The organism is Haloechinothrix aidingensis (genome assembly GCF_013450155.1).
Classification (GTDB): domain Bacteria; phylum Actinomycetota; class Actinomycetes; order Mycobacteriales; family Pseudonocardiaceae; genus Haloechinothrix; species Haloechinothrix aidingensis.
The window spans coordinates 436,087-452,967 of the sequence record NZ_JACCKD010000002.1 but is presented as its reverse complement, the minus strand read 5'-3'; the positions used below and the strand labels follow the sequence as shown (position 1 = coordinate 452,967).

The window sequence follows — 16,881 nt, the reverse complement described above, 5'->3', positions numbered from 1 at the left end:
GCCGACGGAAGACTGCCGCGGGGACAGGACTAACCTGGTGCCGTGAACATCGTGTGCCAGAGGTGCTGCCGTTGAGCGACTCCGGTGACCTGCTAGCCGGCCGCTACCGCCTGCGACAGCGGGTGGGCAGCGGCGCCATGGGTGTCGTCTGGGAGGCCACCGACGAGCGGTTGCAACGGCAGGTGGCCGTCAAGCAACTCCTGCAGCAGGCGGCGCTGGATCCGGAGCGCGCCGACGAAGCGCGAGAGCGGGTCATGCGTGAGGGGCGGGTCGCAGCCCGGCTGCACCATCCGAACGCCATCGGCGTCTTCGACGTCGTTCTCGACGACGGCATGCCGGTGCTGGTCATGGAGTACCTGCGGTCGCGCAGCCTCGCCGACATCCTCGCCGAGCAGCACCACCTCGATCCGGCGACGGTAGCCAGGATCGGCGGCCAGGTCGCTTCGGCGCTGGCCGCGGCCCACGCAGCGGGGATCGTCCACCGCGATATCAAGCCGGCCAACGTCCTCATCGCCGAGGACGGGACAGCCAAGATCACCGACTTCGGCATCTCGCATGCCACCGGGGACGTCGTCGTCACCCAGACCGGCCTGGTGGCGGGCACGCCCGCCTACCTCGCGCCCGAGGTAGCGCGCGGACAGCGGCCGACGCCCGGATCCGACGTCTTCTCCCTGGCAGCCACGCTGTACGCGGCCGTCGAAGGCGCGCCCCCGTTCGGTACCAGCGAGGACAACGCGCTGGCGTTGCTGTACAAGGTCGCCGAAGGCGCCGTACCAGCGCCTCGGAACGCGGGCTCGTTGACGCCGGTACTGGGCGCCATGTTGCGCGCCGATCCTGATCAGCGGATCACCGCTGCGCAGGTCGGTGAGGGGTTGCGGTCGGTCGCTCTCGGTCTGCCACTGCCGGCGCCGGTGGCCGAGGCGACCGCGGAATGGGGCAGCCGGACGGGCACGCCTGGCGCCACGGCAACCATGCCGAGCACGTCCGGAGGGCGGACAGCGACGGACATGCCGCCCGGGGGCGAACAGGGATCAGCGGGCCCGGATCGCACGTTGTTGGCTCCCGGTGCGGCGGGAAAGCAACGTCCTCCCCGTCTCCGCAAACGTGCGTACCTGTTCGCGGCTGTTGCCTTGGCGCTGCTGGCCGGCCTCGGCCTGTACGCACTGTTGGGGCCGGATGAGGAGCGCGGTGCCGGGTCGGCTGTGTCCATGGCTGCCGCGGAGCGGGAACGGGCCGTGTCGGAGTACTACGCGCTGCTACCCGACCGGGCCGAGCAGGCATGGAGCCGCCTCGGTCCCGAACTGCGTGAGCAGGGCAAACAGCCCTACCTCGAGCGGTGGTCCGAGGTCTCGGCAGTCGCTGTGACCTCGTCGCCGCGCGCGACCGGCGACGACTCGGTGCGCGTCGAGGTCGAGTTGTCGATGCCGGACGGCAGCGTGGTCACCGAGGCCCATGAGCTCACCCTCATCGCGGCCGAAGACGAACTGTTGATCAACGGCGATGACGTGTTGCGGCGCGACGTCGACGCTCCCGCGCCCGACCCTCAGCCCTCGCCACAAACCCCGCAGGAGGAAACGGAACCGCAGCCGGGTCAGGGCAACGATGACGACGATGAGGAGGGCGAGCCCGAAGAGGAGGAGGGCGAGGACCAGGACGAGCAAGAGGAGACGCCCCCGCCTGCTGAGGACGACGAACCGCCGGAAGACGAGACGCCCCCGGCGGAACCGCCGGAGGAGGAGGGCGGGACCGAAGGGGAGTGACGCTCGGTGCGGCGGCAGGCTCCCGGAATGTCGACGCGGCCCTCGGCTGCCGCAGCCGAGGGTGTCCACGCATCGCCCAGGGCCGGCCGCATCCGGCTGGATCTGGCCGGGTAGCACACGAAACCGGCCCTGGCAGCGTTTCCGCTGGCCAGGGCCGGTTCTACGAAGTTATGGGGTGGCGCCCCCGGCAGGACTCGAACCTGCGACACCTGCCTCCGGAGGGCAGTGCTCTATCCGCTGAGCTACGGGGGCGGATGGGCGCGCCGATCTCTGTCGGCGTGCGGAAGTCAGCCTATCGTACGCTTTCGACGCGTCGCACAGCGCCCGTCGTGTGTTCGGTATCGAGAATCGAGTACGTCCGGAACGTGAGAGCCCACGCCGGGCGAGCGTGTTTGATCTCTGCCACACTGAACGAGCATCTGTTGAATACATGCGCATGTCACTATATATTCTGGTCACGGACGCGACGGGAGGTATCTCGATGGGGCATGTGCACGGGCCGGAAGTGCCTCCGGCCAGCGCGTCCGGACGCTACGTGAAGCGCCTCGCCGCCGCGTTCTGCGTCGCGGGCGTCTTCATGATCTTCGAGTTCACCGTGGCGTTCCTGACGGGGTCGCTGGCACTGCTGTCCGACGCGGCGCACATGCTCACCGACGTGTTCGGCGTCGGGATGGCCCTGATCGCCATCCTCGTCGCGCAGCGCACGGTCCCGACCGCGACGCGGACCTTCGGTATGTACCGCAGCGAGGTCTTCGCCGCGTTGTTCAACGCGCTGTTGCTCTTCGGGGTCGCGGGCTACGTGCTCGTGGAAGCGATCCGGCGGTTCACCGACCCGCCGGAGGTCGCTGCACTGCCCGTGATGCTCGCGGCAGGCGCCGGGATCGTGGCCAACTTCGTCTCGTTCTTCCTGTTGCGCTCCGGGGCCAAGGAGAGCCTCAACCTGAAAGGCGCCTACCTGGAGGTGCTGGCGGACCTGATCGCCTCGGTCGGTGTGCTGGTCAGCGGAGTCATCACGCTGCTGACCGGATGGCGCTACGCCGACCCGCTGATGGGAGTGGGGATCGCGGTGTTCGTGCTCCCGCGCGCGTTCTCGCTGGCGCGGCGGTCGCTGCGGATCCTGTTCCAGCACGCGCCCGAGCGCATCGACGTGGACGACCTCGCGGGCAGGCTCGACGAGCTGGCCGGGGTCATCGATGTGCACGACCTGCACGTGTGGACATTGACCTCCGGTATGGAGGTCGCCTCGGCGCACCTGACGGTCGACGCCGATGCCGAGCATGCCGATGTGCTCGAACGAGCCCGTCACCTGCTGTCGGTCGAGTACCACATCCAGCACACCACGCTGCAGGTCGAACCGCCCGAGAGCGCCGAGAACTGCGACACCCCCAGCTGGTGATGTGCGGAACGACGCTTTCGGCCCGCGTGCCGGACTGAAAGCGTCGTTCAGCACATCATTCAGGGGTGGGGAAGGGGAGCGGTTCGGCGTCGCGGTCGGCGAGCATGTTCTCCATGATCTCGACCTCGGCGCCCTGCACGTCGAGCATGCTCTGCGCGAGCCTGCGCACGGCGGGAATCTCGGCGTTGTCCACGGTGTACTCGGCCATGTCCACCCCGCCGAGGTGGTGCCGGTGCATGAGCTGCAGGAAGTACACATCGAGCTCGGTACCGGAGAGCGAACGCATGCGGGCGAGCTCGTCGCTCGTGGCCATGCCGGGCATGGGCGCCTCGGTCTCGTCGTCCCCTCCGGAACTCGCCTGTCCGTGCCCGTGCTCGCCGTCGTCCATCCACGTCATGTACGCACCAGGAGCGGCGAGTGGCTCGTCCCAGAGCGTGAGCCAGCCCTCCATCGTGCCCGCCTCGCCGAGCTGGGCGCTGGCGATGTCGAAGCCGAGCTGCCGCACGCGCGGATCGGTGCTGTGGTCACGCACCCAGTTGCCCATCGTGACGGCCTGGTGGTGATGCACGGACATGTCCTGGGCGAAACCGACGTCCACCGCGCCGGGCTCCGGGGTGCTCGGCTCGCTGAGAAGCTCCGCGCGCCCGAGGAGCAGCCCGGCCGTGGCGCCGACAAGCAGCAAGGCGAGCGCCACGCCTGCGAAGATCACCACACGCGGCCAGGTGACCGTCCCGGCACCGCCTGCGGCTGTCGCGGCGGCGTCACCACGGGTGTCGGGGTCGTTACCCGGCTCACTCCCCGCGGGTGGCTCCTCGGCGGTCACGGCTCGTTCCGTCCGGCCACAGGCGCACGGCGCATCGACGTCACTCCTCGCTGTCGTCCGGCTCGCCCTCGGCCGGTGGCTGCCCGCCCTCCGGCGGCTGATCGTCCATGGCGTCCTCAGAGGTCAGCTCGCTCTGGTCCGGGTTCATCGGCACGGCGTCGTCGCCGGGAGGCGTGGGGTCGAACGGCGGCGGGTTGTCCGGGTCGAACTGGCCGGGGCCGAGCGCGTCACAGGTACCGCGTGCTTCCGGATAGGTGTTCGTGTTCCGGCGCAGCGCGACGATGAACTGGTCGATCCGCTCGTCGTCGGCGTCCTCGACCTTGAGCTGGTGTCCCCAGGACTGCAGCGAGATGGGTGCGTCGAGGCCCGGGTAGGGCGACATCATGGTGTACGGCCGGCCCTCGACCCGAACCTCGAGCTGCTCACGCTCCTCGGCGTCGAGCTCATCGGGGTTGTAGGCGATCCAGACCGCACCGTGCTCGAGCGAGTGCACCATGTTCTCCGAACGCACACCCTCGGGGTAGACGATCCCGTTGCACGCCGCCCACGTACCTTCGTGCGGTCCGCCGAACGGTGGGCTGTGGTCGTAGTCCACCCGTTGGTCCCGCTGGATGTGCTGGCCGGGATCGTACGACTCGATCGTGATGCCTTCGATGTCCTCGGACGGGTCCGGGTTGTCCGCGGTCGGGGTGAACTCCGCGGCGGCCGCTTCCTCGCGTTGCTCCTGAGCCCGCTGCGGGGCCGACTCCACGAGGTAGTAGCCGAACACGACGGCGGCGAGCGCCACGATGGCAACCACCGCGATGATCGTTCCCCACGGAATCTGCCGGGTGTTCACCATGCTCGACCTCACCGCGGCGACGCCGGAAGGCTTCGCGCCCTTCTTTCGCCCACCTTTGGCCATGATCCTGCGCTGACCTCGTCTCGTGCCGTGCCCTCGCGCCCGCCGGGAAGCGGCGCGGAGTGGCGGATTGGCGTGTGACCCGGCCCAGTCTAAGCAGTCGACGTGTGACCGCTGTCAACCGATCGGCGAGTCTGCCCTCAGCGGCGTTGTCGGGTGGGTCACCAGCCAGGAAGGGTACGCGCACGCGCGCTCGCGTCGCGGGCAGCCCGACGACGTAGCGGCAGGTCCGGCAACATACACTCGCCAGGTGACTCCCTCCGCACTAGCTGACCTGGTTCGCTCGACGGCGGCCGAGGTGCTGGCCGCGCGCGGCCTGGACACCGGCGCGCTGCCCGAGGCCGTCATTATCGAGCGCCCCCGCAACCCCGAGCACGGTGACTACGCGACCAATGTCGCGCTGCAGGTGGCGAAGAAGGTCGGATTGACCCCCCGGGAGCTGGCCGAGGCACTCGCGAACGCCCTGGCCGGAACCGACGGGCTCGCCTCGGCCGAGGTCGCGGGCCCCGGCTTCGTCAACCTGCGACTCGCCACGGACGCGCAGGGCGAGCTCGTCCGTCAGGTTCTCGTGCAGGGTGCGGCGTACGGCTGCGGCGACGAGTTCGCGGGTCTGGCCGTCAACCTGGAGTTCGTCTCGGCCAACCCGACGGGACCGATCCACCTGGGCGGCACGCGCTGGGCCGCCGTGGGAGACGCGCTCGGCAGGATCCTCACCGCACGCGGCGCCGTGGTGACCAGGGAGTACTACTTCAACGACGCGGGCGCGCAGATCGACAGGTTCGTCGCGTCCCTCGTCGCCGCCGCGCGGGGCACCGAGCCGCCGGAGGACGGTTACGGCGGTGCCTATATCAACGAGCTCGCCGCCGAGGTCGTGCGCGCCGAGCCGGGCGTGCTCGAGCTCGCGGACGGGCAGCGCGACGAGGTGTTCCGCCGGGTGGGCGTCGAGCTGATGTTCGAGCAGATCAAGCGGAGCCTGCACGAGTTCGGCACCGACTTCGACGTGTTCTTCCACGAGGACTCCCTGCACGCCTCCGGGGCTGTGCACGAGGTGCTCGAGCAGCTGAAGCAGTCCGGGCGCCTCTACCACGCAGAGGGCGCGTGGTGGATGCGTTCCACGGAGTTCGGTGACGACAAGGACCGGGTGGTCGTCAAGAGCGACGGTGCGCCGGCCTACATCGCGGCCGATATCGCCTACCTCGCCGACAAGCGTTCCCGGGGCTTCGACCTGTGCATCTACATGCTCGGCGCGGACCACCACGGGTACATCGGCAGGCTCAAGGCGACCGCCGCCGCGCTCGGGGACGACCCGGATGTGGTGGAGGTGCTCATCGGCCAGATGGTCAACCTCGTCAGTGACGGCAAGCCGGTGCGGATGAGCAAGCGCGCCGGTACGGTGGTCACGCTGGAGGACCTCGTTGACGCGGTCGGCGTGGACGCCGCCCGTTACGAGCTGGCTCGCTACTCGGTCGACTCGGCCGTCGACGTCGATCTCGACCTGCTGCGCAAGAACACCGCCGAGAACCCGGTGTTCTACGTGCAGTACGCGCATGCCCGGCTGGCGTCGCTGCAACGCAACGCCGCCGAGCTCGGGCTGCCGCCGGTAGCGGGCACGGACGGCTCACAGATCGATCTCGGGCTGCTCAGCCACCCCCGGGAGGGTGACCTTGTCCGTACGATCGGTGAGTTCCCCAAGGTGGTCGCGCGCGCGGCCGAGCTGCGCGAGCCCCACCGGATCGCTCGCTACCTCGAGGAGCTGGCGAGCGCGTATCACAAGTTCTATGACGCCGCCAGGGTCCTTCCGCAGGGCGACGAGGAGGCCACGCCGACGACGTTCGCCAGGCTCGCGCTTTGCGAGGCGGCTCGCCAGACGCTCGCCAATGGACTCGCCCTGCTCGGTGTCTCGGCCCCGGATCGGATGTAGGAAGCATGTGTGCTCACCCCGCTGGCCCTCGGCACGCCGAGGTGCACCCGCACGTGGATACGTCAGGATATCCACCGTCCACGTCGGACGAATTGGACCGGCTGTACCCGAAGGTATGGCCGCGTAACGTCTACCGCGCCCCGGACGGCGTGGTGCGCATCGCCGGTGTCGACGTACGCGAGCTCGCCGCGACACACGGAACTCCGCTGTTCGTCATCGACGAGGCGGACTTCCGGTCCCGGTGTGCCGAGTACGCCGAGGCGTTCGAGGACCCGAGCCTCGTGCACTACGCGTCGAAGGCCTTCCTGTGCAAGGAGGTGGCGCGCTGGGTCGCGGCCCAGGGCCTGAGCCTGGACGTGTGCAGTGGAGGCGAGCTGACCGTGGCCCGGGCGGCGGACTTCCCTGTCGAGCGGATCACCTTCCACGGCAACAACAAGTCCGTCGCCGAACTCGAGGAAGCCGTGGACGCCGGTGTCGGCACCGTCGTGCTCGACTCCTTCCAGGAGATCGCGCGGCTGGCCAAGGTCGCGGCCGACCGCGGCGTCCGGCAGCAGGTGCTGGTGCGCGTGACGGTCGGCGTCGAGGCGCACACCCATGAATTCATCGCCACCGCGCACGAGGACCAGAAGTTCGGCTTCTCGCTGGCGGCAGGCGACGCAGCCGAGGCCGTACGCAGGGTTGTCGGCGCGGAGTCGCTGCAGCTCATCGGGCTGCACAGTCATATCGGTTCGCAGATCTTCGACCCCGACGGGTTCGAGGTGGCCGCAAGGCGCGTCATCGGCCTGATCGCGCAGCTGCGTGAGGAGCACGGCCCGGAGATCACCGAGCAGCTCGGGCTGGTCGACCTCGGCGGTGGGTTCGGTATCGCCTACACGGAGAAGGACAACCCGCCCCCGCCTGCGCAGATGGTGACCCAGATCCGGGAGATGGTGCGCAAGGAGTGCGATTACGCTGAGCTGCCGATGCCCAAGATCGCCGGTGAGCCCGGTCGTGCGATCGCGGGCCCGGGAGCCATCACGCTCTACGAGGTGGGCACGATCAAGGATGTCCCGCTCGGTGACGGCGCCGTGCGCCGCTACGTCAGCGTCGACGGTGGGATGAGCGACAATATCCGCACCGCGTTGTACGACGCTGCCTATGACTGCAGGCTGGTCTCCCGGTCGAGTGATGACGGGTCCGTGGCCGTCGAGGCGACGCAGAGCAGGGTGGTCGGTAGGCACTGTGAGTCCGGCGACATCGTGGTCCGCGACTGCTGGCTGCCGCATAACCTCGCCGCTGGTGACCTGGTGGCCGTGGCGGCCACCGGTGCGTACTGCTACTCGATGGCCAGCGGGTACAACCGGCAGCCGCTGCCGGCCGTGGTCAGCGTGCGTAACGGCAGTGCCCGAGAGTTGCTGCGCAGGGAGACGACGGACGACCTGATGCGTTTGGAGGTGTCGTGATGGCCCTCTCCGCCGAGCTGGGGCGGTCGGGCGACCCCGCGGAGGCCGAGCCCACACCTGTCCGGGTGGCGCTGCTGGGGTGTGGCACCGTCGGTAGCGAGGTGGCGCGACTGCTCACCGAGGAAGCCGCGGAGTTCACCGCCCGCGCCGGCGCTCCCGTCGAGCTGGCCGGTATCGCCGTACGCCGTCCCGACAAGCATCCCGAGCTGCCTGCCGACCTGCTCACCTCGGACGTCGAGGGCCTCATCGCCTCGGACGTCGATGTCGTCGTCGAGCTCGTCGGGGGGATCGAGCCGGCGCGCAGCTGGCTGCTGACCGCCCTGCGGTCCGGCAAGTCCGTGGTCACGGCGAACAAGGCGCTGCTGGCCGACTGCTCGCGTGAACTGTCCGAGGCGGCGGACGCCTCGGGGGCTGACCTGTACTACGAGGCCGCGGTGGCCGGTGCGATCCCGCTTGTGCGCCCGCTGCGCGAGTCCCTGGCAGGCGACCGCATCACGCGCGTCATGGGCATCGTCAACGGAACGACCAACTACATTCTCTCGGCGATGGACAGCACGGGTGCGGGCTATGTAGACACCCTGGAGGAGGCGAGCAACCTCGGCTACGCCGAAGCCGACCCCACAGCCGATGTGGACGGTTACGATGCCGCGTCGAAGGCGGCGATCCTCGCGTCGCTCGCTTTCCATACCCGGATCGCCGCGTCCGATGTGTACAGAGAGGGTATCGGTTCGGTCAGTGCGGCCGACGTCGCCGCCGCCAAGATGATCGGCCGGACCGTCAAGCTGCTCGCCATCTGCGAGCGGGTCGTCGGCCCGGACGGGTCCGAGTCGGTCTCCGTGCGCGTGCACCCGGTGATGATCCCGCGCAGCCACCAGCTCGCCGGGGTCGGCGGGGCGTTCAACGCGGTCTACGTCGAGGCGGACGGTGCCGGTGAGCTGATGTTCTTCGGCCAGGGCGCGGGCGGCGCTCCGACGGCCAGCGCGGTGCTCGGCGACCTCGTCGACGTGGCACGCAACCGCGCGGGCGGCGGCAGGGGACCGCGGGAGTCCGCGCACGCCGGGCTCGGGGTACGCCCGATGGGCGAGACGCCGACGCGATACCACATCAGCCTGCAGGTGGCGGACCGTCCGGGCGTGCTCGCGCAGGTGTCCCAGGTGTTCGCCAAGCACGACGTCAGTATCGCCGCGGTACGTCAGCGGGACAAGCACTCCACGGCCAGCCTGGTGGTGGTCACGCACGCGGCGCCGGACGCGGCACTGCGCGCGACCGTCGACGACATCGGCGAGCTCGACGTCGTCCATGAAGTGGTCAGCGTCATGAGGGTGGAAGGCGAAGACTCGTGAATGCGGTGCAGGCGTCCCGGCCGGTCAAGCCGGGCATCATCCATGCCTACAGCGAACGTATCCCGATCCCGGACGACGCGGCCGTCGTCACGCTCGGGGAGGGCAACACGCCGCTCATCAGCGCCCCCCGGCTGTCCGAGCTGACCGGCTGCGAGGTGTACGTCAAGGTCGAGGGCGTCAACCCGACCGGCTCCTTCAAGGACCGTGGGATGACCGTGGCGATCACACACGCGCTCGCCAGCGGCATCAAGGCCGTGTTGTGCGCCTCCACGGGGAACACGTCGGCCTCGGCCGCCGCCTACGCCGCCCGGGCCGGCCTGACGTGTGCCGTGCTCGTGCCGCAGGGCAAGATCGCGATGGGCAAGCTCGCGCAGGCCACCCTGCACGGCGCGCGCCTGCTGCAGATCGACGGGAACTTCGACGACTGCCTCGAGCTGGCCCGCAAGACGGCGCTCGATCACCCCGTCACCCTGGTGAACTCGGTCAATCCCGTCCGGCTCGTCGGGCAGAAGACGGCGGCCTGGGAGATCTGCGACGTGCTCGGTGTGGCTCCGGACGTGCACTGCCTGCCGGTCGGAAATGCGGGCAATATCACAGCGTACTGGTCGGGCTACGTCGACTACGCGGCCGACAAGCTGATCGAGGCGGCGCCGCGGATGTTCGGCTTCCAGGCTTCGGGAGCCGCGCCGCTGGTGCACGGGGAGCCGGTCAGCGACCCCGACACGGTCGCGACGGCGATCCGGGTCGGTAGCCCGGCGTCCTGGGATCCTGCGGTGGAGGCCAAGAACTCCTCAGGGGGACTGTTCGACGCGGTCAGCGACGAGCAGATCCTGTCGGCGTACCGGCTGCTCGCCGCATCCGAAGGGATCTTCGTGGAACCGGCCTCGGCCGCCAGTGTGGCCGGGCTGCTGCAGACGGCGGCGGACGGGCGGATCCCGGCGGGTTCGACCGTGGTGTGCACGGTCACCGGGCACGGCCTGAAGGATCCGGCGACCGCGCTGGAGGGCAACGTCGAGGTCGAGCCGCTTCCGGTGGACCCTCAGGCGGTGGTCAGCGCACTCGACCTCACCGACGAGTAGGGAGACGGCGTGATCGGATTCCGTGTCACGGTGCCCGCGTCGACGGCCAATCTGGGTCCCGGTTTCGACACGTTCGGTATGGCCCTCGGCTTGTTCGAGGTCATCGAGCTACGGGTGCTCGACGAGGGCGTGCTCATCGAGCCGATCGATGCCGGTGCCGGAGACGTCTCGGACGTGCCGACCGACGAGAGCCACCTGGTCGTGCGGGCCCTGCGACGGGCATGCGAGCACCTCGATGTCCCGTGCCCCGGCCTGTACCTGCGCTGCCACAACACGATCCCGCATGCCAGGGGACTCGGCTCCTCCGCGGCGGCCGTGGTCGCGGGCGTCGCAGCCGGCTACGCGCTGGCCGGCAAGTCGGTGGACGCCGCGGCACTCGAGCTGGCCGCCGAGCTCGAAGGCCATGCGGACAACGCGGCCGCGAGCCTGTTCGGCGGGCTCGTGCTGGCGTGGCAGGACGTCCGGGCCGGCGTGTCGAGCTGGCGCGCCGAACGGCTGGATCCGCATCCCGGTATCCGCCCGGTGCTGGCGGTACCCGAGCAACGATCGTCCACGTCGGCGGCCAGGGGCCTGTTGCCGGAGCACGTCCCGCACGGTGACGCGGCCTTCGCCGCCGGTCGGGCCGCGCTCGGCCTGCACGCGTTGACGACCGACCCGGGGTTGTTGCTGCCGGGTACGGAGGACAGGCTGCATCAGGACTACCGGGAGCCCGCCTATCCGGCGACGGTGCACCTCGTCCGGCAGCTCCGCGAGCGCGATGTCGCCGCGGTGGTCTCCGGGGGTGGTCCGACCGTGCTGGCACTGACCACCGATGGGGCGTTGCCCGAGGGAGTCGACCTCACCGGGTTCACCGCCGTCGAGTTGCCGGTCGACCGTACCGGGGTGCGCGTGGCTGCCCTGTAGCGCTGCCCGTCCGACGGCTCGGCTGCCGGGGCTCGGCGCGCTCTCGGCGGGGCCGGTCAGCCGGCTGGTGAGCGGCCCAGTGAGCCCTGCTGACCAGCGCGAGGGCGACACGGGTGTACAAAGCGGGGGTGGTTGTTGCGTGGTGTCGATGGGGAGTCTACGCTCGGAGGTGTTCGTTCACCGTGCGGATTCCGCACCTGGTGCGACTTCCGGGCCTCTTCCCGGAACGCATCTTTCACTTCCGGCGTACTCTCGGCTGACCAAGCCGAGGGGGCCGCGAGGTGGGTTCCCGGTTGTCACGGTGATCGAGTTCGTGTGCCTTCGGGTACGTTTCGGAGGCATGCAGAATCCCGTGTGTGCGGCCCTGCAGTGGTTGTGTACCCAATCCCCGCCAGGCCCGCCCGCAGCGGGGACGGTGTGAGAGCTGTTGAGAACGTGAGGTTCGCGTCGAAAGGAACTGGCGTAGCAGCAGGCTCACGTGCGCGGAGCTGATGCCTCGACACTCTGGGAGGCAGAATAATTCAGGGGTACCGGGCCACAGAATCCGTGCACACAGCCGTAGGGAGTCAACGTGCGTTCGGCTGCACGTTTCCAATGAGACATGGCGTCGGCCCGCGTAACGGTGCGGGTGACGCGTCGCTGATCCACGCTGGGGCGGGGATCGGTCAGGAAGGACTTGCGTGAGCAACACGGATCTTTTGAGCGGCAGCGTGGAAGCGCCAGAAACTCAGTCGGCATCTTCGGGGAGCGATAACGTGACGGTAGATTCTGCGCAGGACAGCAACGGCACTTCCGACAAGCCGAAGCGTCGTGGCGGCGGACTGTCCGGCATGGTGATTGCCGAGCTGCGCGAACTCGCCGTCGAACTCGGCGTGACCGACACCAAGGGGATGCGTAAGGGCGATCTCATCGCGGCGATCCGTGAGCGCCAGGGGAAGACGAAGAAGCGCGCCGCGACGTCCGACGACGAGAACTCCCTGCCTCTCGACGGAGTGACGAGCACGTCCGGTGCCGACGAGCCCGGCGACAAGCCCGACACCGGGGCTTCGAACACGGGCGGCGAGGCAGCCGCTGGGCGCGACAGGTCCCCGGCGGGCCCGGCGAACGGACCGGAGAATGGTACGGACGCCGGCGCCGGGCAGGGCACTGCGGCCGGTGCGCGCGGAGCCGAGGGCGCGACGCAGGTTGCCGAGCCCGTAAGGGACAAGGACACCGGCGGTGGCCAGCAGCAGGACGAGCCCGCTCGCCGTGAGGGGTCGCGGCGCAGGCGTGGTTCGTCGCGGGGGTCCGGTGGCGGAAACAACAGCCAGCGAGCCGAGCAGGACGCCAAGGGCGCCGACGCCAAGGGCCAAGACGCCAAGGGCGGTGGTCGTTCCGGCCAGGACGACGGTGGTGAGCAGTCCCAGCGCGACGGCGGGGACCAGCGCCGCCAGCAGGGCAACAACGCCAAGTCCAACTCCGACGACGACGAGCGCGGCGGCGGCAGGCGCAGCAGGCGGTCACGGGATCGCAGGCGCCGGGGCGGCCGCGGTGACGGCGGCGGCGGCGGATCGGACGCCACCGACGTGCGTGAGGACGATGTGCTGCTACCGATCGCCGGGATCCTCGACGTACTGGACAACTATGCGTTCGTGCGTACCTCCGGCTATCTCGCCGGGCCGCACGACGTGTACGTCTCGCTCTCCCTCGTGCGCAAGTACGGCCTGCGCAGGGGCGATGCGATCACCGGTGTGGTCAGGCAGCCCCGGGAGGGTGAGCAGCAGCGGCAGAAGTTCAACCCGCTTGTGCGCGTGGACACGATCAACGGGCTCGAGCCGGACAACGTCAAGCGTCCCGAGTTCACCAAACTCACCCCGCTCTACCCGAACGAGCGGCTGCGGCTGGAGACCGAGCCGAACAAGCTCACCACCCGCGTGATCGACCTGGTCATGCCGGTCGGCAAGGGGCAGCGTGCGCTGATCGTCTCGCCGCCGAAGGCCGGTAAGACCACGATCCTGCAGGACGTCGCCAACGCGATCACCACGAACAACCCGGAATGCTGGCTCATGGTCGTGCTGGTGGATGAACGTCCTGAGGAGGTCACCGACATGCAGCGGTCGGTGAAGGGCGAGGTCATCTCGTCGACCTTCGACCGGCCAGCATCGGATCACACCACCGTGGCCGAGCTGTCCATCGAGCGCGCCAAGCGGCTCGTCGAGATGGGACACGACGTGGTCGTGCTGCTCGACTCGATCACCAGGCTCGGCAGGGCCTACAACCTGGCGGCCCCGGCCTCGGGGCGCATCCTCTCCGGTGGTGTCGACTCGACCGCGCTGTACCCGCCGAAGCGGTTCCTGGGCGCGGCGCGCAACATCGAGGAAGGCGGCTCGCTGACGATCTTCGCGACCGCGATGGTCGAGACGGGCTCGACGATGGACACGGTGATCTTCGAGGAGTTCAAGGGCACCGGTAACGCCGAGCTCAAGCTGGACCGCAAGATCTCCGAGCGTCGGGTGTTCCCTGCCGTGGACGTGAACCCGTCGGGTACGCGCAAGGAGGAGTTGCTGCTGTCCCCGGACGAGCTGGCGGTGACGCACAAGCTGCACCGGGTGCTGCACGCTCTCGACTCGCAGCAGTCCATCGACCTGCTGCTCGACCGGCTGCGCAAGTCCAAGACCAATATCGAGTTCCTGATGCAGGTGTCCAAGACGGCACCCGGTCAGGAAGAGGAAGCGGCGCAGCAACAGCAGGTCTAGGGTTCGCGCCGCGGATCTGACGGGCACGCGCGGTGCGATGCCGTGCGTCTGGAAGAATGGGCCGCAGGACTCGCCGTGCGCAGTACGAATAGCGGCGCCGGTTCACCCCGTCACACCGCGGGCGGGGACCCGGCGTCCGAGACGAAAGGGCACTCATGAAGAGCGGTATTCATCCTGACTACATCACGACCCAGGTGAACTGCGCCTGTGGTAACTCGTTCACCACGCGCAGCACGAAGGAATCGGGCAATATCTACGTCGAGATCTGCTCGAAGTGCCACCCGTTCTACACGGGTAAGCAGAAGATCCTGGACACCGGTGGTCGTGTCGCCCGGTTCGAGCAGCGTTACGGCAAGCGCACGGCGAAGTAGCGGCCGTCCGGTTCGACGGCGGTAGCGCGACGACAGCGCCCGTCCCTGCGCAGTCGGCAGGGGCGGGCGTATGTGTCGTAACGAGTTGACGACGACAGCGGCGGCGGACGGGCCGAGATGAGGACATGGTGGATCGAGACTCGCTGCAAGGCCTCCTCGCCGAGCACGCGGAGTTGGAAAGCCAGCTCGGCGATCCGGACGTGCATGCCGATGCCGAACGCGCGCGCAAACTGGGGCGGCGATACTCCGAGCTGACGCCGATCGTGAAGACGATCAATGAGCTCGACTCGGTGCGCGAGGATCTGGCTGCCGCGCGGGAGCTTGCTCGGGAGGATCCGTCGTTCGCCGAGGAGGTCGAGCAACTCGACGCGCGTGTCCCGCAGCTCGAGTCCCGGCTGACCGAGCTACTGCTGCCGCGCGACCCGTACGACGCCTCCGACGTGGTCATGGAGATCAAGTCGGGTGCGGGCGGCGAAGAGTCCGCGCTGTTCGCAGCCGACCTGCTGCAGATGTACCAGCGGTACGCCGAGCACGTCGGCTGGAAGGTGGTCGTGCTCGACTCCACCGAATCGGACCTCGGTGGCTACAAGGACGTCACCGTATCGATCAAGGGCGGTGGGGACGGCCCGGACGGCGTGTGGGCCCGCCTGAAGTACGAGGGTGGCGTGCACCGGGTACAGCGGGTGCCCACGACGGAGTCGCAGGGCAGGATCCACACGTCCGCGGCAGGGGTGCTGATCTACCCCGAGCCGGAGGAGGTCGAGGTGGAGGTCGACCCGAACGACCTGCGTATCGACACGTTCCGCTCCTCGGGCCCCGGCGGGCAGAGCGTGAACACCACCGACTCGGCTGTGCGGATCACCCACCTGCCGACCGGGGTGGTGGTCTCCTGCCAGAACGAGAAGTCCCAGCTGCAGAACAAGTCCAGGGCGATGCAGGTCCTCCAGGCCCGCCTGCAGGCGATGGCCGAGGAGGAAGAGGCGGCCAAGACCTCGGACACGCGCCGCTCGCAGGTGCGCACGGTGGATCGGTCCGAGCGGGTGCGGACATACAACTTCCCGGAGAACCGGATCTCCGACCACCGGGTGAACTACAAGGCCTACAACCTCGACCAGGTACTGGCCGGGGACCTCAACGGCGTCCTCAACGCGCTGCAGGAAGCCGACCGCGCCGAGCGCATCGCCCAGCAGAACACCCCGAACCCTGCGCCGGGGAACGCTGAATGACGCTGTCAGTCCGTCTCGTGGACTGACAGCGTCATTCAGCGCGCCCGACGGGTCGTTACCGGAACGGGTGAGCTGCTGCGACTAAGGTGAGAGCTGTGCGTAGACAACCGTTGCGGCTCGCCCTTCTCGAAGCCACCCGGATGCTCTCCGACGCGGGTGTCGAGTCCGCGCGAAACGATGCTGAGCTGCTCGCGGCGCATGTGCTCGGGGTCGAGCGTGGTGAGCTGCCGCTGGTTCCCCTTGTCGACCCGCCCGTTGTGGAGGCGCTGGGGCAGCTGGTCGCCCAGCGCGCCAAGCGTGTCCCGTTGCAGCACATCACGGGCTGGGCCGCGATCGGGGACATCACCGTCGATGTGGGGCCGGGGGTCTTTGTGCCCCGGCCGGAGACCGATCTGGTGCTGTCCTGGGGACTCGACGTGCTCGCCTCCCGCTCGCACCCCGTCGTGGTCGAGCTGTGCACCGGATCGGGCGCGCTCGCGCTCGCGGTCGCGCACGCACGCCCGGACGCGCAGGTCTACGCCGTCGACAACGACACGGCCGCGCTGGCGTGGGCACGCCGCAACGCCGACAAGCGGGCAGGAGCCGGGGACACCCCGGTGCGCCTCTACTCGGGTGACGTGACGGACGGCAGGTTGTTCGCCGAGCTGGACGGCCTCGTCGACCTGGTGCTGTGTAACCCGCCCTACGTGCCGATCGGCAAGTCGCTGCCGCCCGAGGTGGCCGAGCACGACCCCGAGCACGCGGTGTACGCCGCCGACGGCGGTCTCGCCCTGATCAAGAGCGTGGTCACGCTGGCGGCACGGCTGCTGCGGTCGGGGGGCGGTGTCGCGATCGAGCACGACGACGATCACGGGCAGGCGGTCCCCGCGCTGCTGTCCCAGCGCCGTGTGCTGTCCGAAGCCACCGGCCATACCGATCTGGCCGGTCGCTCGCGGTTCGCGACGGCCCGTCGGACCGGCTGATCCGAGGAGCTAGGCTCAC

At 69.2% G+C, this 16,881-nt stretch carries 14 protein-coding genes and 1 tRNA gene; 12 read left to right on the top strand and 3 right to left on the bottom strand.

Translation table 11 applies throughout. From position 1 onward, the window contains the following. Positions 1-71 precede the first annotated feature (71 nt). Positions 72-1,760 carry a serine/threonine-protein kinase gene (locus H0B56_RS06670; RefSeq protein ID WP_180892040.1) on the top strand — a complete coding sequence of 563 codons (1,689 nt, stop codon included), beginning with the start codon at positions 72-74 and terminating at the stop codon, positions 1,758-1,760. A 176-nt stretch (positions 1,761-1,936) separates the two neighbouring features. Here the strand turns inward: H0B56_RS06670 and H0B56_RS06665 are convergent. Beyond that, positions 1,937-2,012, bottom strand: a tRNA-Arg gene (locus tag H0B56_RS06665). 229 nt (positions 2,013-2,241) lie between these two features. On the opposite strand from H0B56_RS06665, the gene H0B56_RS06660 reads away from it, so the two are divergent. After that, a complete protein-coding gene (locus H0B56_RS06660; RefSeq protein ID WP_180892381.1) occupies positions 2,242-3,156 on the top strand; it encodes a cation diffusion facilitator family transporter in 915 nt (304 codons plus the stop codon). Between the two features lie 55 nt (positions 3,157-3,211). Here H0B56_RS06660 and H0B56_RS06655 read toward each other — a convergent pair whose 3' ends face one another. Together H0B56_RS06655 and H0B56_RS06650 are read right to left on the bottom strand one after the other, a co-directional pair. Next, entirely contained in the window at positions 3,212-3,979 is a 768-nt protein-coding gene (locus H0B56_RS06655) for a DUF305 domain-containing protein (protein WP_180892039.1), read from the bottom strand. Positions 3,980-4,019: 40 nt separating this feature from the next. Beyond that, a complete protein-coding gene (locus H0B56_RS06650) occupies positions 4,020-4,778 on the bottom strand; it encodes a thioredoxin-like domain-containing protein (RefSeq protein WP_343063783.1) in 759 nt (252 codons plus the stop codon). On the opposite strand from H0B56_RS06650, the gene H0B56_RS23205 reads away from it, so the two are divergent. The 10 genes from H0B56_RS23205 to prmC all read left to right on the top strand — a co-directional run bounded on the left by H0B56_RS23205 (position 4,768) and on the right by prmC (position 16,862). Beyond that, on the top strand, positions 4,768-4,896 hold the full coding sequence (locus H0B56_RS23205) for a hypothetical protein (protein WP_281373630.1): 129 nt from the start codon (positions 4,768-4,770) through the stop codon (positions 4,894-4,896). The two genes, H0B56_RS06650 and H0B56_RS23205, sit on opposite strands and share 11 nt — an antisense overlap. A gap of 234 nt (positions 4,897-5,130) precedes the next feature. Next, complete coding sequence (gene argS, locus H0B56_RS06645; RefSeq protein ID WP_180892037.1) at positions 5,131-6,801, top strand: arginine--tRNA ligase; 1,671 nt, start codon at positions 5,131-5,133, stop codon at positions 6,799-6,801. A gap of 5 nt (positions 6,802-6,806) precedes the next feature. Continuing rightward, a complete protein-coding gene (lysA, locus tag H0B56_RS06640) occupies positions 6,807-8,243 on the top strand; it encodes a diaminopimelate decarboxylase (RefSeq protein WP_180892036.1) in 1,437 nt (478 codons plus the stop codon). Next, complete coding sequence (locus tag H0B56_RS06635) at positions 8,243-9,586, top strand: homoserine dehydrogenase (protein WP_180892035.1); 1,344 nt, start codon at positions 8,243-8,245, stop codon at positions 9,584-9,586. The genes lysA and H0B56_RS06635 overlap by 1 nt, the downstream gene beginning before the upstream one ends. Further along, positions 9,583-10,665, top strand: a complete 1,083-nt coding sequence (gene thrC / locus H0B56_RS06630) for a threonine synthase (protein ID WP_180892034.1) — start codon at positions 9,583-9,585, stop codon at positions 10,663-10,665. Before H0B56_RS06635 ends, thrC begins: the two co-directional genes overlap by 4 nt. A gap of 12 nt (positions 10,666-10,677) precedes the next feature. Further along, positions 10,678-11,568 (top strand): homoserine kinase, encoded by an 891-nt coding sequence (thrB, locus tag H0B56_RS06625; RefSeq protein ID WP_180892380.1) that lies wholly within the window; start codon positions 10,678-10,680, stop codon positions 11,566-11,568. Between the two features lie 680 nt (positions 11,569-12,248). Continuing rightward, the gene (rho, locus tag H0B56_RS06620; RefSeq protein WP_180892033.1) at positions 12,249-14,303 is read left to right on the top strand and encodes a transcription termination factor Rho; all 2,055 of its coding nucleotides are present in this window, start codon (positions 12,249-12,251) and stop codon (positions 14,301-14,303) included. 155 nt (positions 14,304-14,458) lie between these two features. Beyond that, positions 14,459-14,674, top strand: coding sequence for a 50S ribosomal protein L31 (rpmE, locus tag H0B56_RS06615; RefSeq protein ID WP_089302657.1), 216 nt, complete (start codon positions 14,459-14,461; stop codon positions 14,672-14,674). A 128-nt stretch (positions 14,675-14,802) separates the two neighbouring features. Continuing rightward, complete coding sequence (gene prfA, locus H0B56_RS06610; protein ID WP_180892379.1) at positions 14,803-15,900, top strand: peptide chain release factor 1; 1,098 nt, start codon at positions 14,803-14,805, stop codon at positions 15,898-15,900. Positions 15,901-15,995: 95 nt separating this feature from the next. Continuing rightward, positions 15,996-16,862 (top strand): peptide chain release factor N(5)-glutamine methyltransferase, encoded by an 867-nt coding sequence (prmC, locus tag H0B56_RS06605; RefSeq protein WP_180892032.1) that lies wholly within the window; start codon positions 15,996-15,998, stop codon positions 16,860-16,862. Positions 16,863-16,881: the final 19 nt, after the last annotated feature.

What these genes read in the sequence shown, in the direction of transcription:
- lysA (WP_180892036.1), top strand. Translation starts at nt 6,807, where the DNA reads ATGTGTGCTCACCCCGCTGGCCCTCGGCACGCCGAGGTGCACCCGCAC.
- rpmE (WP_089302657.1), top strand. Translation starts at nt 14,459, where the DNA reads ATGAAGAGCGGTATTCATCCTGACTACATCACGACCCAGGTGAACTGC.
- H0B56_RS06660 (WP_180892381.1), top strand. Translation starts at nt 2,242, where the DNA reads ATGGGGCATGTGCACGGGCCGGAAGTGCCTCCGGCCAGCGCGTCCGGA.
- H0B56_RS06635 (WP_180892035.1), top strand. Translation starts at nt 8,243, where the DNA reads ATGGCCCTCTCCGCCGAGCTGGGGCGGTCGGGCGACCCCGCGGAGGCC.
- H0B56_RS23205 (WP_281373630.1), top strand. Translation starts at nt 4,768, where the DNA reads ATGGCAACCACCGCGATGATCGTTCCCCACGGAATCTGCCGGGTGTTC.